Source organism: Photobacterium sp. GSS17 (genome assembly GCF_028621875.1).
In the GTDB taxonomy this organism is placed as follows: domain Bacteria; phylum Pseudomonadota; class Gammaproteobacteria; order Enterobacterales; family Vibrionaceae; genus Photobacterium; species Photobacterium ganghwense.
This window is the reverse complement of sequence record NZ_CP117517.1, coordinates 3,006,095-3,031,628: the sequence shown is the minus strand read 5'-3', so window position 1 is coordinate 3,031,628 and position 25,534 is coordinate 3,006,095. Positions and strand designations below refer to the sequence as shown.

Genomic DNA, 25,534 nt, shown 5'->3' with positions numbered 1-25,534 from the left:
GGATGCGCTATGTGGAAAAGCGGAGTTCGCTGCTGAATTATTTGCGCCAGCAGGGAATCCGTAATGACAATGTGCTGCGTGCAATGGCAGCCGTTCCCCGTGAGCGGTTCATTGACGAAGCACTGTCACACAAAGCCTATGAAAATAATGCCTTGCCGATTGGCAGCGGGCAGACGATCTCACAGCCCTACATTGTGGCCAAAATGACGGAACTGCTGGCGCTGACCCCGCATAGCCGGGTGCTGGAAATCGGCACCGGTTCGGGTTATCAGACCGCTGTTCTGGCCCACATGGTGGATCAGGTGTTTTCCGTCGAGCGCATCAAGGCACTGCAATGGCAGGCCAAACGTCGACTCAAACAGCTGGAGCTGCATAATGTCGCCACCAAACACGGTGACGGCTGGCAGGGCTGGGCCAGTAAAGGGCCGTTTGATGCTATTATCGTCACCGCTGCGGCCTCGGATGTTCCGGCTGCGTTACTGGCGCAACTGGCGGAAGGCGGGCGGCTGGTGATCCCGGTTGGGGTACACAGTCAGGTGCTCAAAGTCATCACTCGTGAGGGTGAACATTTTTCATATCAGGATGTCGAACCAGTCCGGTTTGTGCCGTTGGTGGCGGGAGAGTTACGGTAGAAAATTATGGGGATGGAGAATAACCAAGCGAAATGGTGGCAATGGGTGACGGTGGTCGCCAGCTTGTCGCTGTCAGCATGCAGCAGCCATCCTCCGGCTCCCGTAACCAGTCTTGGTAAGGATTACAGTAGCATTGAGCGGGGCAGCTATCGGGGCAGTTATTACGAAGTCAGGAAGGGAGATACCCTTTACTTTATTTCGTATATTACCGGCCGTAATGTTGATGAAATTGTCAGCGCGAACAAGCTGAAGGCACCTTACACCATTTTTCCGGGGCAAAAGCTGACTTTGTGGAAGCCTAAATATGATGCTCCGCAATATGGCAAAGGTGCACCGAATGTGATCGCCGCGGGTTCCACAGGCTCACAACGCACATCCGGTACCACTTCTGTAACATCTTCGAAACAAGCTGCTGCAGGCCAAACGACAAACAAAACGGCTGCCCAGAATCAGCCGACAGCGAAACCTACCACAAATACGCCGTCTCAGTCCCAGAAGACAGCGTCTACGCCTAAAGTTGAACAAAAAAACAGCGATAAAAACGTTGATCCGTCTCGCACAAAAGGGTACTCTCAAGACACTAAAAGTAACAAAGTTGTTACAACTCAGCCGAGTTCCAGTAACAACAAAGTTGCCGAGTGGGCATGGCCGGCGAAAGGTCGCATCATTGCCAAGTTCTCAAATACTGAAAACGGGAACAAGGGTATAGATATTGCTGGAAACAAAGGCCAGCCTGTGACTGCGTCAGCCAGCGGTGTTGTGGTGTACGCTGGTAACGCATTGCGAGGGTATGGCAACTTGGTCATTATCAAGCACAGCGAAGATTACCTCAGCGCCTATGCCCACAATGACCATTTATACGTCAAGGAGCAGCAGAAGGTTGTGCTGGGTCAGAAGATAGCTGCCATGGGTAGTTCTGGTTCCAGTAACGTGAAGTTGCATTTTGAGATTCGTTACAAAGGTAAATCCGTCGATCCGATGCGCTATTTACCGCGATAGTCAACATGGCATAGTCAGGTTGGTAATGTTTTTTTGCTAACTCGCCATCTGGGAGGCGCTATGAGCAGAAGCAATACGGCTACAGATATCGAAGACTTTGATTTTGAAGAAGATATGGAGATTGACTCCGAAGATATCGACGTCAAGGCCGAAGAGGTAGAAGTTGGCGATGAGGAGATGGATATCTCCCACTACGGAACATCGCAAAAGGCACTGGATGCGACGCAACTCTATCTGGGCGAGATTGGTTTTTCCCCACTGCTGACCGCTGAGGAAGAAGTGCTGTACGCACGGCGTGCCCTTCGCGGAGATGAAGTGGCTCGCAAACGGATGATCGAAAGTAACCTGCGACTGGTGGTGAAGATCTCCCGCCGTTACAGCAATCGTGGTCTGGCACTGCTGGATCTGGTTGAAGAAGGTAACCTCGGCTTGATCCGTGCGGTTGAGAAATTCGATCCAGAACGTGGATTCCGCTTCTCGACCTATGCGACTTGGTGGATCCGCCAGACCATCGAACGTGCAATCATGAACCAGACCCGTACTATTCGCTTGCCGATCCATGTGGTCAAAGAGCTGAATGTGTACCTGCGTACCGCCCGTGAACTGGCACAGAAGCTGGATCATGAACCGACGGCGGAAGACATCGCCCTGAAACTGGATAAATCCGTCGATGACGTCAACCGGATGTTGCGCCTCAATGAGCGTGTCGGCTCTGTCGATAATCCGATTGGCGGGGATTCTGAAAAAGCCCTGCTGGATATTATCCCGGATGAGAAAGGTGGTGGTCCGGAAACCTCTACCCAAGATGACGATATCAAAACCTCGATCGTACACTGGCTGCAAGAGCTGAATCCGAAACAGCGTGAAGTGCTGGCTCGACGTTTTGGCCTGCTGGGGTATGAAGCCTCGACCCTGGAAGATGTCGGTCGTGAAATCGGTCTGACCCGTGAACGAGTCCGCCAGATTCAGGTAGAAGGTCTACGTCGCCTGCGCGATATGCTGACCCATCAGGGGCTGAATATCGAATCTCTGTTTAACCATGGCCAGCTTTAAGTCAGCTTTAAGTTTTTGTTGAGCAACCTTTTGGGACAGTATTGTCCAAGCTGAACAGCAATGGGTTAAGTAGAATAAATCAGACAGAAACAACCAGAACGTTTTGATACGACATTGATGAAAAAAGGGAGATGCCTGGCATCTCCCTTTTTTGCGTCTGAAACCAATCTCCGTAGCTTACAGCAAGGCCTTCAGGCGATACAGCTCATCCAGTGCCTGACGCGGTGTCAATTCATCCGGGTTCAGGTTGGCCAGTGCTTCTTCGACTTCGCTTGGCTCAGGGATCAGGCTCAGTTGCTGTTCGGCACGCGGTGCATTGCTGGCCGGTGCCAGAGCCTGCTGATGGCCGCTGGCTTCCAACTGCTGCAGCTTGATTTTAGCCCGCTTAATGACCGACTTCGGTACCCCGGCCAGACTGGCGACTGCCAGACCGTAGGACTTGCTCGCGGCCCCTTCCTGCACGGCGTGCATGAAGGCGATATCGTCGCCGTGTTCAACCGCATCAAGGTGAACGTTCGCTAAGCCGTCAATCAGCGATGGCAGTTCGGTCAGCTCAAAGTAGTGGGTCGCGAACAGGGTCATGGCCGCAATTTTGTCTGCCAGCCACTCGGCGCTGGCCCAGGCCAGTGACAACCCGTCATAGGTGCTGGTACCCCGGCCAATTTCATCCATCAGGACCAGACTGTTCTGGGTAGCATTATGGAGAATATTAGCGGTCTCAGTCATTTCCACCATGAAGGTCGAGCGACCGGATGCCAGATCGTCCGACGCGCCGATACGGGTGAAAATGCGATCCAGCGGGCCGATTTTCACGGCTTCTGCCGGTACAAAAGAGCCCACATGCGCCAACAGGGCGATCAATGCCGTTTGCCGCATATAAGTGGATTTACCGCCCATGTTCGGACCGGTAATGATCAGCATGCGGCGATCGCGGTGCAGGGAGATTGGGTTGGCAATAAACGGCTCGTCCAGGACCTGCTCAACCACGGGGTGGCGGCCGGCAGTGATTTCAATGCCTGTGGTGTCCGTCAGCTCAGGACGGCAGTAGTTAAGGGTGTCAGCCCGCTCAGCCAGGTTGGTCAGGACATCCAGCTCTGACAGGGCGCTGGCGGTATTTTGCAACTGCTCCAGGTGCGGCAGCAGCTGATCGAACAGCCCTTCCCACAGCTGTTTTTCCAGAGCAAGTGCCTTAGACTTGGAGTTCAGAACCTTGTCCTCGTGCTCTTTCAGCTCAGGAATGATGTAGCGTTCGGCATTCTTCAGGGTCTGACGGCGTACATAGTGGCTTGGCACCAGGTGGCTCTGACCGCGGCTGACCTGAATATAAAAACCGTGCACCTGGTTGAAGCCCACTTTCAGGCTGTCAATGTCATGGCGTTCGCGCTCACTGGCTTCCAGCTCTTCGAGGAACTTGGTTGCCCCGTCTGCGAGATCACGCCATTCGTCCAGCTCGGCATTGTACCCCGGTGCCAACACGCCGCCGTCACGGATCACGACCGGCGGATTTTCAATAATGGCACGTTCCAGCAGTTCACACAGTTCATCCATCGGGGCTGCCAGGGTGGCCAGTTCACTGATGCGTGACTGGTTCAGCTCGGCCAGCAGTTCGGCCAGCTCCGGCAGGTGTTGCAGAGCCGTACGCATTCGTGCCAGATCGCGAGGACGGGCAGAGCGCAGGGCAAGACGGGCCAGAATCCGCTCCAGATCGCCCATATGGCGCAATACACCCGCAATATCCAGGAACATGCCGGTATCTTTCAGTGTCCCAATGGCATCCAGGCGGCCATTGAGTTGCTGGCGATCACGAATCGGCTGATGTAGCCAGCGTTTGAGCAGGCGGCTGCCCATTGGGGTCGCAGTTTTATCCAGCACCGCGGCCAGGGTATTGTCGAAGCCTCCGGCCAGGTTCTGGGTCAGCTCCAGGTTGCGGCGGGTTGCGGCATCGAGGATGACCGCATGATCTTTGCGATCCAGAGTGATCGCGCGGATGTGCGGCAGGGCGGTACGCTGGGTATCTTTGACGTATTGCATCAAACAGCCGGCTGCGCACAGGCCACGCTCGGCATGTTCGACACCAAACCCGACCAGATCTCGGGTGCCAAACTGCATGGTTAATTGCTGGCGCGCTGTTTCCAGATCAAATTCCCAGACCGGACGGCGGCGGCTGCCTTTGTAGCCTTGCAGCAATCCCGGCAGCGCAAAGTCTTCCGGGTACAGGATTTCTGCCGGACTGGTACGCTGTAGTTCGGCTTGCATGGCTTCTTCGGTCTCTGGCTCGGTCAGCATGAAACGCCCGGACGTAATATCCAGCGTGGCGTAGCCGAATGTTTCGCCATTGTAGTAGATAGCTGCGATCAGGTTATCGTGGCGTTCATTCAGCAGCGCTTCATCACTGACAGTACCCGGTGTAATGATCCGCACAACTTTTCGCTCAACCGGCCCTTTGCTGGTTGCCGGATCGCCAATCTGCTCGCAAATCGCGACCGACACCCCTTGCTGAACCAGACGCGCCAGGTAACCTTCAACGGCATGATACGGCACGCCCGCCATAGGGATTGGCTGACCGTTGGATGAGCCCCGTTTGGTCAGGGAAATATCCAGCAGTTGTGATGCCCGCTTGGCGTCGTCAAAAAATAGTTCGTAGAAGTCACCCATCCGGTAAAACAGCAGGACGTCAGGGTTTTCCGCCTTGATCCGTAAAAATTGCTGCATCATTGGGGTGTGCTGTTCTATGCCTTTTACTGTCACGATTATGCCTGCTACATTGTGCCGGTCGGAGTGAGTTATTCCGCACTGTCCGGAGAAATTTCTGGTCGCCTAGGATACGTGAATCATGCCGGTCGGCAAAGGGTCAGCCGTGAATTTTCCCGCGTTGAGGTGCGGGGAATTCGGGGGTTGAACTGACGGTCTGTACAAGGTGAATACCTGTCCGGCGAAGGGCTTGCAAGGCAGAACACGGGGAGATGAAGATGGAATTAGCAACAGAAGTGGGACAGGCGTTAGCCCGCCAGCAATGGATGGCGACAACCGCAGAATCATGCACCGGTGGCGGCGTATCGACAGCCATTACCGATATTGCCGGCAGTTCCGGCTGGTTCGACCGGGCATTTGTTACTTATAGCAACGAAGCCAAGCAGCAAATGCTGGGGGTGCAGGCTGATACACTGGCCACTTACGGTGCCGTCAGTGAGCCGGTGGTACGGGAAATGGCAGCAGGCGCACTGGCAAATTCGGCCGCCAATATCAGTGTTGCGATCAGTGGTATTGCTGGCCCGGGGGGCGGCAGCGCAGAAAAACCGGTTGGCACCGTGTGTTTTGCCTGGGCCGATGATAGCGGTTGGATGACGGTTAAAACCTGCCATCTGCCCGGAGATCGGCAGCAAGTCCGGCAACAGGCTGTTGAGATCGCACTGACGGGGTTATTGGATCGTCTGAATCAGCTGACCGATTAGGGCGGGTGCGATAGAGCGGTCAGGCTCGTAAAAAAATTTCATCCAGTGCTAGACACTGTATGAATAGACAGTATACTAGTCATCATTATCAGTACTTAATTGAAGCATCCCTTGGAGAGTCGAATGGACGACAACAAGCAGAAGGCACTTGCCGCCGCGTTAGGTCAAATTGAGAAGCAATTCGGTAAAGGCTCGATCATGAAATTGGGCGACAACCGCGCAATGGATGTAGAAACAGTGTCTACTGGTTCTCTGTCTCTCGATATCGCCTTGGGTGCTGGCGGCCTGCCGATGGGTCGTATTGTTGAAATTTACGGTCCGGAATCATCAGGTAAAACCACACTGACTCTGGAAGTGATTGCCGCGGCGCAACGTGACGGTAAAACCTGTGCGTTCATTGATGCTGAGCACGCCCTGGATCCGGTATATGCGAAAAAACTGGGTGTTGATATTGACCAGCTGCTGGTATCCCAGCCGGACACCGGTGAGCAGGCCCTGGAAATCGCTGATGCACTGGCGCGTTCAGGCGCGGTAGATATCCTGGTGGTTGACTCCGTTGCAGCCCTGACGCCGAAAGCGGAAATCGAAGGTGAAATGGGTGACTCGCACATGGGTCTGCAGGCACGTATGCTGTCTCAGGCGATGCGTAAGCTGACCGGTAACCTGAAGCAGTCTAACTGTATGTGTATCTTCATCAACCAGATCCGTATGAAGATTGGTGTGATGTTCGGTAACCCGGAAACCACCACCGGTGGTAACGCCCTGAAATTCTATGCCTCTGTTCGTCTGGACATCCGCCGTACCGGTGCGATTAAAGAAGGCGATGAAGTGGTGGGTAACGAAACCCGTATCAAAGTGGTGAAGAACAAGATCGCGGCACCGTTCAAGCAGGCTGATACCCAAATCCTGTACGGACAAGGTTTTAACCGTAATGGTGAACTGGTGGATTTGGGCGTTAAGCACAAGATGATCGAAAAAGCCGGTGCCTGGTACAGTTACAAGGGTGACAAGATCGGTCAGGGTAAGGCGAATGCCTGCAAATATCTGGCTGAGAACACTGAAATTGCGGCGGAAATCGAGAAGCAACTGCGTGATATGCTGCTGAACACTGAAAACGTGCAAGGCGGCGAATCTGCTCCAGCGTCTGAAGACGACGTACTGGAAAACATGGATGCAGAAGATCAGGCGTTCTAAGTCCGTCTGGCCGAAAACTAGCAAACCAGTGTCAATCTATTGAGAATTAGCAAAACGGGCGGGTAGCAGTACCTCGCCCGTTTTTGTTTATCACCCGTTTGCCGAGGGGAAGAACATGAAGAGCAAGCAACCACCCAGACAAAGTGCCAAAGAAGCGGCGGTCGGCTACTTGTCGCGGCGTGATCATGCCGAAAAAGAGCTGCGGCTGAAGCTGAAAAACCGCGGTTACAGCGGTGCGGATATTGATGAGGCCGTGGCATTCTGTCAGGACTATAACTGGCTGGACGATGCCCGCTTTGCCGCACTGATGCTGCGTAATGGGATTGCCAAAGGCTGGGGGCTGATGCGCATTCGGCAGGAAATGAAAATGAAAGGGGTGCACGACGCTATCGTCAGTCAGTTGCTGGAGCAGGATGAATTCGACTGGTTTGAGCATGCCCGCGAAGTGGCGCAGCGAAAATTCGGTGGCAGCCCGATGGATACCCCGAAAGAGCAGGCCCGCCGGTTTCGCTTTATGCAGTACAGGGGGTTCGACTTCGAGCAAATTAAATACGCGCTGAATGCCGAGGAAGAATATTAACGCCTGTGCGTGACGGTCTGTTGACGGCAGCGCCGGACAACGACCGGATGCGCAGCAAACAGGGCGCTCAAAGCACAGAAAACACCCCATTTTTGAACATAACATTTCCAGTTATGCCTACCGTTGTTTTACAATAGCCGCCAAAGAATTTATGTTAGTTTCATTATCCCTGCTTATTCTGTCCGGCCAAGGGCATGGCGGCTATTGCACAGGCAGGCGATTCAACAGTTAATTCGATTATTCCGTTTACAGAAAAGCATTATTCAGGATTTGCCAATGTACATGAGCACTGATGAGATTCGCCGTGCGTTTCTTGCGTTTTTTGAGAGCAAAGGTCACCAAATCGTCCCGAGCTCGTCTCTTGTACCTGCTAACGACCCAACGTTGTTGTTTACAAACGCAGGTATGAACCAGTTTAAAGATACTTTCCTCGGTCTAGAGAAGCGCAGCTACACTCGAGCGACCACAGCTCAGCGCTGTGTGCGTGCAGGTGGTAAGCACAACGACCTGGAAAATGTAGGCTTTACAGCTCGTCACCACACGTTTTTTGAAATGCTGGGTAACTTCAGCTTCGGTGACTACTTCAAGCAAGACGCCATCAAGTACGCATGGGAATTCCTGACTGACGTACTGCAACTGCCTCAGGATCGTCTGCTGGTCACCGTGTATGAAACCGATGACGAAGCATTTGACATCTGGAACAAAGAAGTGGGTATCCCGGCTGATCGCATCATCCGTATCGGTGACAAGAAAGGCGGCAAAGCTTACGAGTCTGACAACTTCTGGCAGATGGGCGATACCGGTCCATGTGGTCCATGTACTGAAATTTTCTACGATCACGGTGAGCACATCTGGGGCGGTCGTCCGGGAACACCGGAAGAAGACGGTGACCGTTTCATCGAGATCTGGAACAACGTATTCATGCAATTCAACCGCCAGGCTGACGGCACGATGGAGCCACTGCCGAAACCGTCGGTTGATACCGGTATGGGTATTGAGCGTATCTCTGCCATCATGCAGGGCGTTCACTCAAACTATGAAATTGATATTTTCCAGACTTTGATCAAAGAAGCGGCAGCAGTGATCGGTCACGATGACCTGAGCAATCAATCGCTTCGTGTTGTTGCAGACCACATCCGTTCATGTGCCTTCCTGATTGCCGACGGTGTGATGCCATCCAACGAAGGCCGTGGTTATGTACTGCGCCGTATCATCCGTCGTGCTGTTCGCCATGGTAATAAGCTGGGCGCGAAAGGTGCCTTCTTCTACAAACTGGTTGGCCCGCTGGCTGAGGTGATGGGCACGGCCGGTGAAGAGCTGAATAAACAGCAGGAAATGGTTGAGAAAGTACTGAAGATCGAAGAAGAAAACTTCGGTCGTACGCTTGACCGCGGTATGACGATTCTGGCGGAAGCGCTGGATAGCCTGGACGGTAAAGTACTGGACGGCGAAACCGTATTCAAACTGTATGACACCTACGGCTTCCCGGCTGACCTGACAAACGACGTTGCGCGTGAGCGTGGTTTCACTATCGATGAAGAAGGCTTCAACGATGCAATGGAAGCCCAGCGTCAGCGTGCACGTGAAGCAGGCCAGTTTGGTGTTGATTACAACGACGCGATCAAAGTAGACGCTGACACAGAATTTTGTGGCTACAGCGCGACTGAAGGCGAGTCGACGGTAGTGGCGCTGTACCGCGAAGGTGAGCAGGTTGATACCGTGAATGCCGGTGAAAATGTGCTGGTGGTTCTGGACAATACGCCGTTCTACGCAGAGTCAGGCGGCCAGTGTGGTGATACTGGTGTGATGCAGGCAGACGGTGTGCTGCTTAACGTCACTGACACGCAGAAATTTGGAGCGGCAATTGGTCACTACGGTGTGGTGAGCGAAGGCTCACTGAACGTGGGCGACAAAGTGGCGGCGAAAGTGGATGCCAAACGTCGTGAGGCAATCAGCCTGAACCACTCAGCGACTCACCTGCTGCACGCGGCACTACGTCAGCTGCTGGGCGAGCACGTGACTCAGAAAGGCTCCCTGGTGAAGCCGGAAGGTCTGCGTTTTGACTTCTCTCACCTGGAATCGGTGAAGCCGGAGCAACTGCGTGAAGTTGAGCGCCTGGTGAACGAGCAAATCCGTCGTAACCACGCGATCAAGACCGATCTGATGGACATTGAGTCTGCCAAACAGAAAGGTGCCATGGCGCTGTTTGGTGAGAAATATGACGATGAAGTGCGCGTGCTGAGCATGGGCGACTTCTCGACTGAACTGTGTGGTGGTATCCACGCCAAAAATACCGGCGACATCGGTCTGTTCAAGATCGTATCGGAAGGCGGTATTGCAGCCGGTATCCGTCGTATCGAAGCGGTGACTGGCGAAGCGGCGATTGACGCCCTGCACGCACAGGAAGCCCTGCTGACAGAAACGGCGGGCCTGGTGAAATCTGACGCGGCTTCCGTAGCCAGCAAAGTCAGTGCCCTGGTTGCACACAGCAAGCAGCTGGAAAAAGAAATTCAGCAGCTGAAAGACAAACTGGCCGCACAGGAAAGTGCGGGACTGATCAATCAGGCGAAAGACATCAACGGTGTGAAAGTCCTGATTGCGAAACTGGACGGTGCCGACAACAAAGGCCTGCGCGGTATGGTTGATGAAATGAAGAACCAGCTGGGCAGCGGCATTGTGGTTCTGGGTAATGTCAGCGATGACAAAGTCGGCCTGATCGCCGGTGTCACCAAAGATCTGATCGGTAAGGTGAAAGCCGGTGACCTGATCAACATGGTGGCACAGCAAGTTGGCGGTAAAGGCGGCGGCCGTCCGGATATGGCTCAAGCGGGTGGTACAGATGCTGCGGCATTGCCAGCAGCACTGGAATCTGTCACCCCTTGGTTGGCAGAGAAGCTGTAATACTTGGAGTGGTGATGTGGCACTATTAGTGCAGAAATTTGGTGGAACATCGGTCGGCAGCATTGAGCGAATTGAAGCTGTCGCCGATCGCGTGATTCAATCACGCCTGCAGGGTCATCAAATTGTTGTCGTCGTTTCGGCAATGGCGGGGGAAACCAACCGCCTGCTGGGATTGGCAAAACAGATCGATGAGGTGCCAACACAGCGAGAGCTGGATGTGTTGCTATCGACCGGGGAGCAGGTAACCATTGCGCTATTGGCAATGGCCCTGAATAAACGTGGCTATCCTGCCACCTCCCTGACTGCCGATCAGGTCGCCATCCGCACGGACAACGCATTTAATAATGCCAGCATCACCCAAGTTGATACGGACACGTTGCAACATTTTCTCAGCCGCGACCACATTGTGGTGGTGGCTGGGTTCCAGGGGCGTGATAGCCTGAACAATATCACGACACTGGGACGTGGCGGCTCTGATACAACGGCTGTGGCAATTGCCGGGGCGTTGAATGCAGACGAATGCCAAATCTTCACTGACGTTGACGGTGTCTATACCACAGACCCCCGTCTGGTCAGCGAAGCGTGCAAGCTCAGCGCCATTCATTTCGATGATATGACGGCAATGGCACGGCACGGAGCAAAAGTGCTACAATTACAGTCAGTTGAATATGCTGAGTCACACCGGGTGCCTTTGAGGGTGGTGTCATCGTTTGATGACGGCGAAGGAACTCTGGTGAACTTTGAGCCATCTTCGGCGGCGGGAGCTGTCGGCGTGGCGATCAAGGCACAGCAATCACTGCTGAATGTGGAACAGCCGATCCATGAGGTTGAGCAACGATTGCAGTTGCTCGGGTTTGATGTTTGGTGTTATGCCGGCGACAATCACTCCACCTGGATGGTGACGGCGGCGGATGCACTGGCCAGACTGAAACTGATAATGGGTGACCTAGCGGTAGTGGAAGAAAACGTCGCTACCGTTACCATTGTTGGGGAAGGGAGCGGGCAGATGTGGCCACATGTAGAAACACTGTTGCTCGAACATGAGCTGGCTGTGTATCAACAGACGTCAACCGTGCGATGCTTGTCACTGTTAGTGCAGGGACAGGATGTCCAGCGGGCCACAGCGATCCTCCATAAAAAATTTGTGGTCGAGGCAGAAAGTCTGGATAATCGGCCACTTCTCGCTGTTTCTTGAGCAGTGACCATTTACGATAACGTAAAATTTGTTGGATAATTAACCGTAACTCTTATAAGACAGAGATTACTCAAGGAGCACACGAATGCTAATTTTGACACGTCGCGTAGGTGAAACGCTGATGATCGGTGATGAAGTAACTGTTACTGTTCTGGGCGTTAAAGGTAACCAGGTTCGTATTGGTGTAAATGCACCAAAAGAAGTTTCTGTGCACCGCGAAGAGATCTACATGCGTATCCAAGCTGAAAAAGAAACGGGTACCCAAGGTTCTGGTAACTACTAATTCGAAGAAGGTCGGCCTGATGAGCTGGCCTTTTTTGTAGTCAGACAATTTTGCCATTTTATTGAAATTAAGTGCTTTCCTGTGCTTGTGCGTCCGATAATGTGCCGAGTTGGCTACTTAGTGCGCACACGCGCAGCTGATGTCGTTTTTTGATAATAAAGTGTTTGACTTATTTTGGGGGCGAAGTAATATGAGCCCCCGCAAGACGGTGAGGTGGCCGAGAGGCTGAAGGCGCTCCCCTGCTAAGGGAGTATACGGTTTATAGCCGTATCGAGGGTTCGAATCCCTCCTTCACCGCCATTCTTTCTTAACATAGTTTAAGTAAAGAGTTCTCTTGCAAATAGAAATGCCTGCGCGTCCGTAGCTCAGCTGGATAGAGTACCTGGCTACGAACCAGGCGGTCGGAGGTTCGAATCCTCCCGGACGCGCCATGATTGATTTGCATTGCCCAAATGGCGGTGCGAAATAAAAACCGAATTAAGTGTGCGCTCGTAGCTCAGCTGGATAGAGTACCTGGCTACGAACCAGGCGGTCGGAGGTTCGAATCCTCCCGAGCGCGCCATTATTCGTGTGGTGAGGTGGCCGAGAGGCTGAAGGCGCTCCCCTGCTAAGGGAGTATACGGTTTATAGCCGTATCGAGGGTTCGAATCCCTCCTTCACCGCCATTCTTTCTTAACGTAGCTTAAGTAAAGAGTTTTCTTGCAAAAGAAAAGCCTGCGCGTCCGTAGCTCAGCTGGATAGAGTACCTGGCTACGAACCAGGCGGTCGGAGGTTCGAATCCTCCCGGACGCGCCATTATATTGATTTACATTGCCAGGTGGGCGATGTGAAATAAAAACCGAATTAAGTGTGCGCTCGTAGCTCAGCTGGATAGAGTACCTGGCTACGAACCAGGCGGTCGGAGGTTCGAATCCTCCCGAGCGCGCCATTATTCGTGTGGTGAGGTGGCCGAGAGGCTGAAGGCGCTCCCCTGCTAAGGGAGTATACGGTTTATAGCCGTATCGAGGGTTCGAATCCCTCCTTCACCGCCATTCTTTCTTAACGTAGTTTAAGTAAAGAGTTTTCTTGCAAAAGAAAAGCCTGCGCGTCCGTAGCTCAGCTGGATAGAGTACCTGGCTACGAACCAGGCGGTCGGAGGTTCGAATCCTCCCGGACGCGCCATTATATTGATTTACATTGCCAGGTGGGCGATGTGAAATAAAAACCGAATTAAGTGTGCGCTCGTAGCTCAGCTGGATAGAGTACCTGGCTACGAACCAGGCGGTCGGAGGTTCGAATCCTCCCGAGCGCGCCATTATTCGTGTGGTGAGGTGGCCGAGAGGCTGAAGGCGCTCCCCTGCTAAGGGAGTATACGGTTTATAGCCGTATCGAGGGTTCGAATCCCTCCTTCACCGCCATTCTTTCTTAACGTAGTTTAAGTAAAGAGTTTTCTTGCAAAAGAAAAGCCTGCGCGTCCGTAGCTCAGCTGGATAGAGTACCTGGCTACGAACCAGGCGGTCGGAGGTTCGAATCCTCCCGGACGCGCCATCATTCCTTAAGTATCAACGGACTGTTACTTAAGCCAATGTCTACAAGGCATTGGCCGTTAGGTGTTCCTGACGATTGAAAACAGATTCTGCGCGCTCGTAGCTCAGCTGGATAGAGTACCTGGCTACGAACCAGGCGGTCGGAGGTTCGAATCCTCCCGAGCGCGCCATTAATCCCGTATTCTGGATCATAAAGAATACAGCCTGCGCGTCCGTAGCTCAGCTGGATAGAGTACCTGGCTACGAACCAGGCGGTCGGAGGTTCGAATCCTCCCGGACGCGCCATTATTGATAAGCATTGCCTCGGCAGTGTGAAACACCCGGAATTAAGCGTGCGCTCGTAGCTCAGCTGGATAGAGTACCTGGCTACGAACCAGGCGGTCGGAGGTTCGAATCCTCCCGAGCGCGCCATTATTTCCATATTCTGCATTGTCAGAATATAGCCTGCGCGTCCGTAGCTCAGCTGGATAGAGTACCTGGCTACGAACCAGGCGGTCGGAGGTTCGAATCCTCCCGGACGCGCCATTATTGAAAAGCTCAGCTTCGGCTGGGCTTTTTTCATTTCTGCGTCCTGCCTTCTAATGACTGTGACGGGGACCTCTCCTCTCGGCTTTTGGCTACAGCCAGAATTGCCGCTGTTGGACAACACCTAATTCCCGCAACCTTTATCCATCCGCTTTGTCGTTTCCCCGCGTTGTCTGTTACCAGCCCTTCAAACTTAATCTGTGTGCTTACGTTGCTGTCTGCGTTGCTGTGTACCTGGCTTTGGCCGTAGCTTTGGACTTAGCTGTGGATTTAGCAATGTACAAAACGGTTTCGGTTTCGTTAGCTTGCTGCGTGTCTCATTCCCTTTGTTCGCATCTGGGTTAGATTAAGAATGAGAGAAAGGGGTAGAGACGGGTCGCCCAATCTCTTTTTTGATGTGATTTGTTATGCTTTAAATGTAAATACATATCTCACTGTGGGTGATGAGTGAAATGCGGCGCAACATCGGATCTTTTGCTGGGAACTGTTTCACTTTCCTGTCACTAATGTTTCTTTTTGATTTTAATGATCTTACCTTTACGTAAGCGATAAGGTTTTAGTTAAAAATTAGGATATTCAAGGATCTACAACCTCCAAAATGAGAGGTGGCGCGCTGCATACAGTGGAATATCCAAGCAAAATACAGGCAAATTTTGCTGATTGAGTAAATTTTTGCTTTCAGCGTGCCAAAAGCAAGAGACAAAATTTGCTGGTGTGTCGCATTGTTAATCAATTTGACATGATTTTGTGCGGCGTGATATTTGTTACATCGCCTATTACATCATCAAGGAAAGGAAGCATTATGGCCGATTTAGGAAGTTTGCTGTGGGAGGCCGCCACGATTATGGTCACCGGGATGGTGGTCGTGTTTTTATTTCTCAGTGTGCTGATTGTCCTGGTACAGCTGTTGGCCAAGATAGCCCCTGAGGACGCACCACCCATTCAGAGTACTCTGCGCCAGGCCCCTCCCGCACCGGGCAATGGCGTTCAGCCTGAAGTCATCGCAGCTATAACGGCTGCCGTTCATCAATATCGCAGCCAAAAAACCTAAAGTTGTACCACAAAGCCTGCTTACAGGGGGCTCTGTACCGAGCCAGCAGGACATTGTGGTAATTAGGACCTATATTAAGACAAGGAGTTTGAGAGCATGTCTAAGCCATTAGCCATCACCGACGTCGTGTTACGTGATGCCCACCAATCTTTATTCGCTACCCGTTTACGTATCGAAGATATGCTGCCTATCGCAGAGCAGCTGGATAACGTCGGCTACTGGTCACTGGAAACCTGGGGCGGTGCCACCTTTGATGCGTGTATTCGTTATCTTGGTGAAGATCCCTGGGAACGTCTGCGTTTACTGAAACAGGCAATGCCTAAGACCCCGATGCAGATGTTGCTGCGCGGGCAGAACCTGCTGGGATATCGTCACTATGCGGACGACGTGGTCGAAAAGTTTGTGGAGCGCGCCCATGCTAACGGTATGGATGTGTTCCGTATTTTTGATGCCATGAATGATGTCCGCAACTTTGAAAAAGCCGTCAAGGCGACGGTGGATGTCGGCGCACATGCTCAGGGTACCATTTCTTATACGACCAGCCCGGTACATAACCTGGATACTTGGACGGATCTGGCCAAGCGTCTGGAAGATCTAGGCTGTCACTCTTTGTGTATTAAAGACATGTCTGGCCTGCTTAAGCCGTATGAAGCGGAAGAGCTGGTGAAACGCATTAAAGCGTCCTGTGATATTCCGCTGGCCCTGCATTGCCATGCGACAACCGGTCTGTCGAGTGCGACGGCAGTGAAAGCGATTGAAGCCGGACTGGATATTCTGGACACCGCGATTTCTTCCATGAGTCAGACCTACGGGCACACTCCGACAGAAACTGTGGTCGCGATGCTGGAAGGCACACCGCGCGATACCAACCTGAATCTGCAGCAACTCGAACCTATCGCATCCTACTTCCGTGATGTCCGTAAGAAATACGCCAAGTTTGAAGGCAGTCTCAAAGGGGTGGATGCCCGTATTCTGCTGGCTCAGGTGCCGGGCGGTATGCTGACGAACATGGAAAGTCAGCTCAAAGAGCAGGGTGCTGCAGATCGCTTTGATGAAGTGCTTGAAGAAATCCCGCGTGTGCGCGAAGACCTCGGTTACATTCCTCTGGTCACCCCGACCTCTCAGATTGTCGGTACGCAGGCGGTACTGAACGTCCTGACCGGTGAACGCTACAAGAGCATCAGCAAAGAAACCGCCGGGGTGCTGAAAGGTGAGTACGGGGCCACTCCGGCACCGGTTAACACGGCGCTTCAGCAGCGTGTACTGGAAGGACAGTCACCGATTACCTGTCGTCCGGCCGATCTGCTGACTGCCGAGTTGCACATTCTGACGGACGAACTGCTGGCCAAGGCTAAAGCAGAAAACATCGCCCTGGCTGAAGCGCAAGTCGATGATGTTCTCACTTACGCCCTGTTCCCACAGGTCGGGCTTAACTTCCTGAAAAACCGCCATAGTGCCGAAGCGTTCGAGCCAGTACCCGGCAGTGAGCCGGTGGCAGCGGCTGCGCCTGTGACGACAGGGTCAGCCAATGGCACAGAAGCTTACAGCGTGAAAGTGAATGGCCAGATGTACCATGTGGAAGTGGGGCCGGGTGGCGAATTGGCATCGGTTGAGCCGGTGGCAGCAAATTCTGGCGCGGCAACCGCTCCTGTGGTTCCGGTTGCTTCCAGTGCCGAACCGGTGGCGGCACCGCTGGCTGGTAATATCTTTAAAATTAATGTGCAGCCCGGCCATCAAGTAGCAGAAGGGGACGTTCTGGTGATCCTGGAAGCGATGAAGATGGAAACCGAAGTGCGTGCCTCACGCAGTGGGGTGGTGCAGGATCTGCATGTGAAAGAGGGTGATTCGGTCGCCGTCGGCTCGCCAATTCTCAGTCTGGCGTAAGAGGGGACCATGGAAGGTTTGTTAATACTCTGGAGTGAAACCGGACTGGCGAACTTTGAGTTCGGCCAACTGGTGATGATGCTGGTCGGTGCCGGTCTGCTGTTTCTGGCCATTCGCAAGGGATTTGAGCCCCTGCTGCTGTTGCCGATGGGCTTTGGCGCGATTCTCGCCAATATCCCCAATGCCGGTTTTACTGAGCCGGGGGGATTGCTCTATTACATCTACCACATCGGGATCGAAACCGGGGTTTTCCCGCTGTTGATCTTTATGGGGGTCGGGGCGATGACGGACTTTGGAGCCCTGATTGCTAACCCGAAAACCCTGTTATTGGGGGCGGCGGCGCAGTTTGGGATCTTCTTTACCCTGTTTGGTGCGATTTTGCTGAATGTCGTGCCGGGAATGGAGTTCACCCTAGCCGATGCTTCATCCATTGCGATTATCGGCGGTGCCGATGGCCCGACGGCGATCTTCTTGGCAAGCCGGTTGTCGCCGGATCTGCTGGGGGCGATTGCGGTCGCCGCTTACAGCTACATGGCGCTGGTACCGATCATTCAGCCTCCGATCATGAAAGCATTGACCACCCCGGAGGAGCGCAAGATCCAGATGCAGCAACTGAGGCATGTCAGCAAAGGGGAGAAGATCCTGTTTCCGCTGGCAGTGTTGCTGATGACTATACTGTTTCTGCCGTCGGCCACCCCACTGGTCGGGATGTTCTGCTTGGGTAACCTGATGCGGGAATCCGGCGTGGTGGATCGTTTGTCCAACACGGTGCAGAATGAGCTGATTAATATTGTCACCATTATGCTGGGACTGGGAGTGGGCTCCAAGCTGGAAGCTGACAAGTTCCTGCAGTTTGAAACCCTGGGTATTCTGGTGCTTGGTGCTGTGGCCTTCGGGGTCGGTACCGGCGGTGGTGTACTGATGGCCAAGCTGCTCAACCGCTTTAGCAACGAGGATATCAACCCATTGATTGGTGCCGCCGGGGTGTCAGCGGTGCCTATGGCGGCGCGGGTCGTGAACAAGGTCGGGCTGGAAGCAAACCCGCAAAACTTTCTGCTGATGCATGCTATGGGACCAAACGTCGCTGGCGTGCTGGGTTCGGCGGTTGCGGCGGGTATTCTGCTGGCTCTGGTCGGCGGCTAAAGGTGCCTGGCACGATAAGCGTTTACCGGACCTTATTACATCCGGTAACAGACGGTAACGGGTAGCCATTCGGCTACCCGTTCTTTTTGGCCGGAAATACGCTATTGTACTTATTCACAAACCAGCATGATAAAAGGAAAAGGAAATGACTTATCAGCAACTTGCTATCACCGAGTTTGGCCCGCCGTCAATGCTGGCGCTGCAGTGCGCCAATTTACCGGAGCCGCAAGCCGGGGAGGTCGTGGTGAAGGTGCACTTTGCCGGAGTGAATCCTATTGATGCCAAGACCCGGGCGGGATTGGGCTGGGCTGCACAGCAAAATCGCGACAAGTTGCCCTGGGTGCCTGGGTATGACATCGCCGGTGAAGTGGTCGCCTGTGGCGAAGGGTGTGAATTGCCGGTCGGTGCGCGTGTTGCTGGGTTTATTGGTTTTCCTTTGCAAGGTGGCGGTTACAGCGAATACTGCCAGGTTCCGGAAACCGCACTGAGCCTGGTGCCAAAAGGCGTGGAGCTGGCGCAGGCTGCCGCATTACCGCTGGCCGGACAAACGGCTTGGCAGGCACTGGATAAAGCCGGTGTCATGGCAGGCCAGCGCGTTCTGATTCTGGCCGGTGCCGGTGGTGTCGGCCATATCGCGGTGCAGCTCGCCGCCGCTCGCGGGGCGGAAGTGTTCGCCACTTGCTCGGCAGACAACAAAGCCTTTGTTGCTGCGATGGGAGCGCAGGCCGTGGATTATCGTGCCGGTGCCCTCGACAGCCAGATTGCGCCGGTGGATTGCCTGATTGATCTGATGGGGGGCGATGTTGGTTTGCAGGCTCTGACTTGCGTGAAGCCCGGTGGCATGGTGGTTACGGTGCCGACGATCACGGCCGAAGCGGTGTGTGAGAAAGCGATTAGTCTGGGATTGCAAGCGGAAGGCATGCTGGTGTCACCGAGTGTGGCGCAGAACGGTGCGATGTTGACCATGCTGTCCGAAGGGCAATTGGTCCTGAAGGTGGCTGCTGTTTTCCCACTTGACGACGGTATCGCCGCCCATGAGCAGATTGAATCGGGCCATACTCAGGGTAAGTTGCTACTCATGATGCCGGCTGCGGCAGTCGAGGCATAAAGTGAGGCACAGATCAGGGCAGATGTCATGATCAGTCTCAGCCAGCCGCGATAAAGGATGACGGACAAAACAGAACACAGGCGATGTTGTACTCATGCAAGCATTATTAGAGGGAGGATCAGCCTTATGGGTGCTGTTTTCAACCGGATTTTTAAGCGCCACCTTGCTGCCGGGTGGGTCGGAAGCCAACCTGATTGCGGCACTGAAGCTGGGAGATAACCCGGTCTGGCAGCTGGTTGGCGTGGCGACGTTGGGCAATACGCTGGGCGGAATGACCAACTATTGGCTGGGACGTATCCTGCCGGATAAAACTTCTGACCAAAAACACGGTCATAAAGCATTGCAATGGCTAAAAAAATACGGTTATTGGACGCTCTTGTTCAGTTGGCTCCCTGTCATCGGGGATCCATTGTGTCTGGCGGCCGGGTGGCTGCGGATGAGGCAGGGGCTCTGTCTGATGCTGATCCTGATCGGAAAAGCGATCCGGTACACCGCGCTGACACTAATCGTAACAGGATTACTATAAGGATGGCTCTAGTGCATAAATGGTTTGTAGGGGTTGCGCTGTTCTCGCTGGCAGGTTGTAGCCAGTTTGCAACGCAATCGGAATCGCCCGTCTTGCCCCAAGGGGTAACGTTTGTCGAGCAACTGAAAGCGGATCCAACGGCTGACACGCCGGTGATCCCGTATCAAAAATACCGGCTGGCCAATGGCTTGACCGTGATACTGCATGAAGATCATTCAGATCCGCTAGTGCATGTGGATGTGACCTACCATGTAGGATCGGCGCGTGAGGAGCTCGGGAAATCCGGCTTTGCCCACTTTTTTGAGCACATGATGTTCCAGGGCTCGGAAAATGTCGGGGATCAGGAGCATTTCCGTCTGATCACCGAAGCTGGCGGCACCCTGAACGGCACGACCAACCGCGATCGCACCAACTATTTTGAAACCGTGCCGGCCAATCAGCTGGAAAAAATTCTGTGGTTGGAGTCTGACCGCATGGGCTTCCTGCTGGGCGCGGTGTCGCAGCGTAAGTTTGAAATCCAGCGCTCGACCGTGAAAAACGAGCGTGCCCAGCGCTACGAAAACCGTCCTTACGGATTGGTCTACGAACAGATTGGGGAAGCGCTTTTCCCACGTACCCACCCGTATTCGTGGCAGACCATCGGTTATGTTGAAGATTTGGACCGGGTGGACGTTAATGACTTGAAAGCCTTCTTCTTGCGCTGGTATGGCCCGAACAATGCGACCCTGACTATTGGGGGAGACATTGATGCGGCGCAGACGCTGGAGTGGGTGAATCAGTATTTTGGTTCTATCCCTCGCGGGCCGGAAGTGGCCAAACCGTCTAAACAGCCGGTCACGCTGGATCAGAACCGGTTCATGACGCTGGAAGATAATATCCAGCAGCCGATGCTGCTGATGGCATGGCCGACGTCGTACAACGGAGCCGAAGATGAAGCCTCGCTGGATCTGCTGTCACGAGTGATTGGCGGCGGCAAGAACAGTCTGCTGTATCAGGATCTGGTGAAAACCGGGGAAGTGGTGGACGCCGGTGCCTTCCATGATTGTGCGGAGCTGGCCTGTACTTTTTATGTGTACGCTATTGGTCAGAGCGGCGACAAAGGCAATCTGAACACCCTGCGCGGTAAAGTCACCGGTATCCTCAAGGGGCTGGAACAGCGCGGCGTAAACACCAAAGAGCTCAATGAGATCAAAGGTACCGTGGAAGCCAGTGCAATTTTCGGTCTGCAAAGCGTAAGCGGTAAGGTGTCTCAGCTGGCAGCGTACGAAACGTTCTATGATGATCCAAGTTACCTGAAAACCGAGTTGGGCAAACTCCGGGCGGTGACGACCGACAGCATGGAGCAGGCTTACATGCGCTATCTGAAGGGCCATCCGTCTGTGACCCTGAGCGTAGTGCCAAAAGGCCGCCCAGAGCTGCAGGCCGCGGTACCGAACTATGAGCCGGCGCCACGCATTATTCCTGAGCACAAAAAGATGAGTGAAGCGGAGCTGCAAAAGCAGATGCGTATCGCCAAGGACGACTTTGATCGTACCGTGATGCCGCAGCCGTCTTCGCCGGTAGAAGCGGTAATGCCATCGCTCTATCGCTTTGAACTGGCAAACGGCATCAAGGTGCTGGGAACCGAGTTCCGCGAAACACCAACGGTTGAGCTGCAGCTGGTGGTACCGGCCGGACGCCGTTTCGAGCCTGCGGGCAAAGACGGTCTGGCTCGTCTGACGGCCAGTATGATGGAAGAGGCCTCGCAGAAATCGACTGCCGAAGCCCTGTCTTCGCGTCTGGATACCCTGGGCAGTACCATCGGCTTTACTGCCGGTCAGTATGGCACTGTGATTTCCGTGACGTCACTGACCAAGAACCTGCCGCAGACACTGGCAATTCTGGAAGAGCGTCTGTTCCATCCGGCGTTCAATGCCGACGACTTCGCGCGAGTGAAGCAACAGGCGCTGGAAGGCATCATTTATGAGCATCAGCAGCCATCTTGGCTGGCAGCGCAGGCAACCCGTGAAGTGCTGTATGGCGGAACCACGTTCAGCCGTCCGCCGGAAGGCACCAAAGCGTCACTGGAAGCGATTACACTGGGTGACGTGAAAGCCTTCTATTCGCGTTACTACACCCCGAATGGGGCGGATATCGCTGTCGTGGGTGATATTGATCAGGCGCAGCTGACGCCGCAGCTGGGTTTCCTGGCTAGCTGGCAGGGACAGCCTGCGCCTGTGTACCAGACGCCGGCCCTGCCTGAGCGGAACTCGCAGACAGTATGGCTGGTCGACAAGCCGGGAGCGCCACAGACGGTGGTACGTCTGGTGCGTCAGGGACTGCCTTATGATGCTACCGGAGAGTTGTACCAGACCCAGTTGGCGAACTTTAACCTGGCCGGTAACTTTAACAGCCGGATCAACCTGAACTTGCGTGAAGACAAAGGCTTCACTTACGGTGCGGGTGGTTACCAGAGCGGTGGTAAAGAAGTCGGTTTATCCGTGTTCTACGCCCAGGTGCGTGCTGATGCCAGCCTGGCATCGGTGAAAGAGTTCCTCGCTGAAATGCAGAGAATCGCCACGGAAGGGGTCACCGATAAGGAAATGGACTTTATGCGTTTGGCGGTAGGTCAGAAAGATGCCCTGAACTATGAAACCCCGGGCAAAAAAGCCCAGCTGCTGGGCCAGATCCTGACCTATTCGCTGCCGGATAATTTTGTTGAGACCCGCAACGACATCGCAGCCTCGATCTCTAAAGCGGAGATCAATGAACTGGCGGCGAAATGGTTCAATCCGGATGATTATCAAATCATTGTGGTGGGAGATGCCAAGACGCTGCAGCCTCAACTGAAAACGTTGGGACGGCCGGTTAAGCGCCTGACACCGGCGTTGTAAGGCCAATAAAAAAAGCCGGCAGACGATGCCGGCTTTTTTGTCACTGACGGCGGCGCGTGATCCTGTAATCTGCGTTTTTTTCAGTGCAATAATCGTGGTAATCGCAAACAATTATGTTTACCCTACCGGACTAAGTTGTTACAAATTGAGAAGCACCTTGATGGATTTTTCACAAAGGTTGCAGCAAATTGCTGCGAATCCCGATGCCCTGACCCAAATGGGACGTGGCCTAGAACGTGAAGCGCTGCGTATTACGCCTCAGGGGCAGTTGTCGGCCAAGCCGCACCCTGCCGGGTTGGGTTCGGCGCTGACCAATAAGTGGGTGACCACTGACTTTGCTGAGCCGCTGCTGGAGTTTATTACCCCGGTATCGCATGATGTCGAGCAATTGCTGGCGCAACTGAGTGATATCCATCGGTTTACTTACACCAAACTGGGTGATGAAAGCCTGTGGCCGATGTCGATGCCGTGTTTCGTTGGCTCGGAAGATGAAATCAACCTGGCGCAGTACGGCAGTTCAAACACCGGCCGTATGAAAACCCTGTACCGTGAAGGTCTGAAGCACCGTTACGGCAGCGTGATGCAGGTGATTTCCGGCGTTCACTTCAACTTCTCTTTCCCAAATGCATTCTGGGACCAGTTGTTTGGTGAGCAGTCCGAAGAAGCCCGTCAGGCCGCTGTGTCGGACGCCTATTTTGGTCTGATCCGAAATTACTACCGTTTCGGCTGGCTGATCCCTTATCTGTTTGGTGCCTCTCCGGCACTGTGCGGATCGTTCCTGGATAAATCGGCGTCACCGCTGAACTTTGAGCAAGTCGGTTGCGGAACCTATTTCCTGCCGAATGCCACGGCATTGCGCCTGAGTGATCTGGGCTACACCAACCATGCCCAAAGCTCGCTGAAAATCGGCTTTAACAGCCTGTCGGAATACCTGGATGGCGTACGTCGTGCTATCCGTACGCCGTCTGAAGAGTTTGCCGCAATTGGGGTGAAAGTAGACGGCGAATATCGTCAGCTGAATGCCAATGTCCTGCAGATTGAAAACGAGCTGTATGCACCGATCCGTGCCAAGCGTGTGACCCGCAGCGGTGAAAAACCGTCGGAAGCGCTGGAGCGTGGTGGCGTGGAATATATTGAAGTACGCTCGCTGGATGTGAACCCGTTCAGCCCGGTAGGGGTGACGGCGGAGCAAATCCGGTTCCTGGATCTCTTCCTGACCTGGGCTGTGCTCAGCGACTCGGCACCGATGGATGAATCAGAACTGGCTTGCTGGCGCGACAACTGGAACCGCGTGGTACTGGATGGCCGTAACCCGGAGCTGCTGCTTAAGATTGGCTGTGACGGTGAACGCCTGACAGTGCAGCAGTGGGGTAACCGAGTGTTTGCTGAGCTGGCTCAGGTCGCTGACGCGATGGATAACGCCTCTGGCACCAGTGATTACCGGGATACGTTGAGCAAGCTACAAACCTGGATTGACGATCCGTCATTGACCTTGTCAGCGCAGCTACTTAACCAGATCCGTGAACAGCAGGGGATCGGCAAAACCGGGCGGGCACTGGCCGAGCAGCACACCTCGGCATTGCAAACGCAGGACTACCTGTTCTATCAGGAGCAGGAATTTGAGCAGGAAGCCCGTGAATCGGTGGCTCGCCAGCAGGCAATCGAAGCCGCTGACACGATGAGCTTTGATGCATTCCTGGATAGCTATTTTGCGGATATCCGGTAACGTAAAAGAGAAATAAAAAAAGGGCAGCTACCATGCTGCCCCATAAGTCATTTCGCAGGGATGATGGCAGCGCATAATCGCTGCCAGTCATTCTTTAAGACCATAAGGATGGTGAAGAGTTCCATGGCTTCCGGAAAAAAGCGACGTCTTTCCCGTCTGCTCGGGATGTTAGCCGCAGGTGCTTTGCTCGCCGGTTGTGCGACCCCCCCTCCCAAAGATCAAACTAACCTGTGCAATATTTTTCGTGAACACCCTAGCTGGTACGAAGCGGCGGTGGATATGGAAAAGGAATGGGGGACACCGATTCAGGTGGCCATGGCCATCGTCAAACAGGAAAGCAGCTTTCGTCACGATGCCCGCCCGCCCAAAGACTATGTGCTGGGGTTTATTCCCTGGGGCAGGGTAAGCAGTGCCTATGGTTATGCCCAGGCGCAGGATCCGGCCTGGGATGACTATAAAAAGGCAACCGGGAACGGCGGCTCGCGCAGCGATTTTGCAGACTCACTGATGTTTGTCGGGTGGTACACCCATGAAACTCAGCGTCAGCTCGGAATCTCGAAATGGGATGCCTATCGCCAGTATCTGGCGTATCACGACGGCCGGGGAGGCTATCGTCGCGGTACCTATAAAGCGAAACCGACGCTGCTGAAAGTGTCGCGCAAGGTTGATCAGCAAGCCAAAAATTATGGCTGGCAACTGAAGCAGTGCCGGCAGGAGCTGGAAGATAACCGCAGCTGGTGGCCGTTCTAGCTGTGGCCCCTTGCTCACCAAGCTGGTTGCAGGATAAGCAGGGGCTATATAAGGTTTATGTACGTATGTGCTTCCGACTGTGAGTGGAGGGATTACCTTCTGTCTGTCGGGAGTCTGACCAAGGAGTAAGGAA

18 protein-coding genes and 15 tRNA genes are annotated in these 25,534 nt (G+C 53.9%); 32 read left to right on the top strand and 1 reads right to left on the bottom strand.

The features are described from left to right. The first annotated feature begins 2 nt into the window (after positions 1–2). Genes PGW97_RS13690 through rpoS form a run of 3 tightly spaced genes read left to right on the top strand, consistent with a single transcriptional unit; the run spans position 3 to position 2,684 of the window. Positions 3–632: a protein-L-isoaspartate(D-aspartate) O-methyltransferase gene (locus PGW97_RS13690; protein ID WP_047886866.1), complete on the top strand. Its 630-nt coding sequence runs from the start codon at positions 3–5 to the stop codon at positions 630–632. 12 nt (positions 633–644) lie between these two features. Then, positions 645–1,631 carry a peptidoglycan DD-metalloendopeptidase family protein gene (locus tag PGW97_RS13685; RefSeq protein WP_242551845.1) on the top strand — a complete coding sequence of 329 codons (987 nt, stop codon included), beginning with the start codon at positions 645–647 and terminating at the stop codon, positions 1,629–1,631. 60 nt (positions 1,632–1,691) lie between these two features. Next, positions 1,692–2,684: an RNA polymerase sigma factor RpoS gene (gene rpoS, locus PGW97_RS13680; protein ID WP_047886868.1), complete on the top strand. Its 993-nt coding sequence runs from the start codon at positions 1,692–1,694 to the stop codon at positions 2,682–2,684. A gap of 177 nt (positions 2,685–2,861) precedes the next feature. Here the strand turns inward: rpoS and mutS are convergent, their stop codons facing one another. Next, positions 2,862–5,399, bottom strand: coding sequence for a DNA mismatch repair protein MutS (mutS, locus tag PGW97_RS13675; protein WP_273859671.1), 2,538 nt, complete (start codon positions 5,397–5,399; stop codon positions 2,862–2,864). Positions 5,400–5,653: 254 nt separating this feature from the next. Between mutS and pncC the strand changes: the two genes are divergently transcribed. From pncC to PGW97_RS13530, 29 genes are all read left to right on the top strand, one after another. Next, complete coding sequence (gene pncC / locus PGW97_RS13670) at positions 5,654–6,136, top strand: nicotinamide-nucleotide amidase (RefSeq protein WP_273857502.1); 483 nt, start codon at positions 5,654–5,656, stop codon at positions 6,134–6,136. Between the two features lie 123 nt (positions 6,137–6,259). Beyond that, entirely contained in the window at positions 6,260–7,330 is a 1,071-nt protein-coding gene (gene recA, locus PGW97_RS13665; protein ID WP_047886871.1) for a recombinase RecA, read from the top strand. A 115-nt stretch (positions 7,331–7,445) separates the two neighbouring features. Beyond that, positions 7,446–7,910, top strand: coding sequence for a recombination regulator RecX (gene recX / locus PGW97_RS13660; protein WP_047886872.1), 465 nt, complete (start codon positions 7,446–7,448; stop codon positions 7,908–7,910). 276 nt (positions 7,911–8,186) lie between these two features. Continuing rightward, entirely contained in the window at positions 8,187–10,811 is a 2,625-nt protein-coding gene (alaS, locus tag PGW97_RS13655) for an alanine--tRNA ligase (protein ID WP_217391954.1), read from the top strand. 16 nt (positions 10,812–10,827) lie between these two features. Continuing rightward, the gene (locus PGW97_RS13650; protein WP_273857501.1) at positions 10,828–12,006 is read left to right on the top strand and encodes an aspartate kinase; all 1,179 of its coding nucleotides are present in this window, start codon (positions 10,828–10,830) and stop codon (positions 12,004–12,006) included. Between the two features lie 85 nt (positions 12,007–12,091). Beyond that, entirely contained in the window at positions 12,092–12,289 is a 198-nt protein-coding gene (gene csrA / locus PGW97_RS13645) for a carbon storage regulator CsrA (protein ID WP_036800069.1), read from the top strand. A gap of 207 nt (positions 12,290–12,496) precedes the next feature. After that, a tRNA-Ser gene (locus PGW97_RS13640) sits at positions 12,497–12,589 on the top strand. A 54-nt stretch (positions 12,590–12,643) separates the two neighbouring features. Beyond that, positions 12,644–12,720, top strand: a tRNA-Arg gene (locus PGW97_RS13635). Between the two features lie 54 nt (positions 12,721–12,774). Beyond that, positions 12,775–12,851, top strand: a tRNA-Arg gene (locus PGW97_RS13630). 10 nt (positions 12,852–12,861) lie between these two features. Further along, positions 12,862–12,954, top strand: a tRNA-Ser gene (locus PGW97_RS13625). Between the two features lie 53 nt (positions 12,955–13,007). Continuing rightward, a tRNA-Arg gene (locus PGW97_RS13620) sits at positions 13,008–13,084 on the top strand. Positions 13,085–13,140: 56 nt separating this feature from the next. Continuing rightward, a tRNA-Arg gene (locus tag PGW97_RS13615) sits at positions 13,141–13,217 on the top strand. 10 nt (positions 13,218–13,227) lie between these two features. After that, a tRNA-Ser gene (locus PGW97_RS13610) sits at positions 13,228–13,320 on the top strand. Between the two features lie 53 nt (positions 13,321–13,373). After that, positions 13,374–13,450 (top strand) — tRNA-Arg (locus tag PGW97_RS13605). 56 nt (positions 13,451–13,506) lie between these two features. After that, positions 13,507–13,583, top strand: a tRNA-Arg gene (locus PGW97_RS13600). 10 nt (positions 13,584–13,593) lie between these two features. Beyond that, a tRNA-Ser gene (locus PGW97_RS13595) sits at positions 13,594–13,686 on the top strand. A 53-nt stretch (positions 13,687–13,739) separates the two neighbouring features. Beyond that, positions 13,740–13,816, top strand: a tRNA-Arg gene (locus PGW97_RS13590). 92 nt (positions 13,817–13,908) lie between these two features. Next, positions 13,909–13,985: transfer RNA gene (locus tag PGW97_RS13585), tRNA-Arg, on the top strand. Positions 13,986–14,023: 38 nt separating this feature from the next. Next, positions 14,024–14,100 (top strand) — tRNA-Arg (locus PGW97_RS13580). A 49-nt stretch (positions 14,101–14,149) separates the two neighbouring features. After that, a tRNA-Arg gene (locus PGW97_RS13575) sits at positions 14,150–14,226 on the top strand. Between the two features lie 37 nt (positions 14,227–14,263). After that, positions 14,264–14,340 (top strand) — tRNA-Arg (locus tag PGW97_RS13570). 802 nt (positions 14,341–15,142) lie between these two features. Continuing rightward, positions 15,143–15,391, top strand: coding sequence for an oxaloacetate decarboxylase subunit gamma (locus PGW97_RS13565; protein ID WP_047886875.1), 249 nt, complete (start codon positions 15,143–15,145; stop codon positions 15,389–15,391). Between the two features lie 96 nt (positions 15,392–15,487). Then, positions 15,488–17,275 (top strand): sodium-extruding oxaloacetate decarboxylase subunit alpha, encoded by a 1,788-nt coding sequence (gene oadA, locus PGW97_RS13560; RefSeq protein ID WP_273857500.1) that lies wholly within the window; start codon positions 15,488–15,490, stop codon positions 17,273–17,275. A 9-nt stretch (positions 17,276–17,284) separates the two neighbouring features. After that, positions 17,285–18,418, top strand: a complete 1,134-nt coding sequence (locus PGW97_RS13555; protein ID WP_047886877.1) for a sodium ion-translocating decarboxylase subunit beta — start codon at positions 17,285–17,287, stop codon at positions 18,416–18,418. 145 nt (positions 18,419–18,563) lie between these two features. After that, entirely contained in the window at positions 18,564–19,526 is a 963-nt protein-coding gene (locus tag PGW97_RS13550) for an NADP-dependent oxidoreductase (protein WP_273857499.1), read from the top strand. A gap of 94 nt (positions 19,527–19,620) precedes the next feature. After that, positions 19,621–20,052, top strand: coding sequence for a YqaA family protein (locus PGW97_RS13545; protein WP_273857498.1), 432 nt, complete (start codon positions 19,621–19,623; stop codon positions 20,050–20,052). An 11-nt stretch (positions 20,053–20,063) separates the two neighbouring features. Further along, on the top strand, positions 20,064–22,925 hold the full coding sequence (locus PGW97_RS13540) for a M16 family metallopeptidase (protein ID WP_273857497.1): 2,862 nt from the start codon (positions 20,064–20,066) through the stop codon (positions 22,923–22,925). A gap of 160 nt (positions 22,926–23,085) precedes the next feature. Next, complete coding sequence (gene gshA / locus PGW97_RS13535) at positions 23,086–24,651, top strand: glutamate--cysteine ligase (RefSeq protein ID WP_273857496.1); 1,566 nt, start codon at positions 23,086–23,088, stop codon at positions 24,649–24,651. Positions 24,652–24,816: 165 nt separating this feature from the next. Continuing rightward, positions 24,817–25,401: a transglycosylase SLT domain-containing protein gene (locus PGW97_RS13530; RefSeq protein WP_107193939.1), complete on the top strand. Its 585-nt coding sequence runs from the start codon at positions 24,817–24,819 to the stop codon at positions 25,399–25,401. Positions 25,402–25,534: the final 133 nt, after the last annotated feature.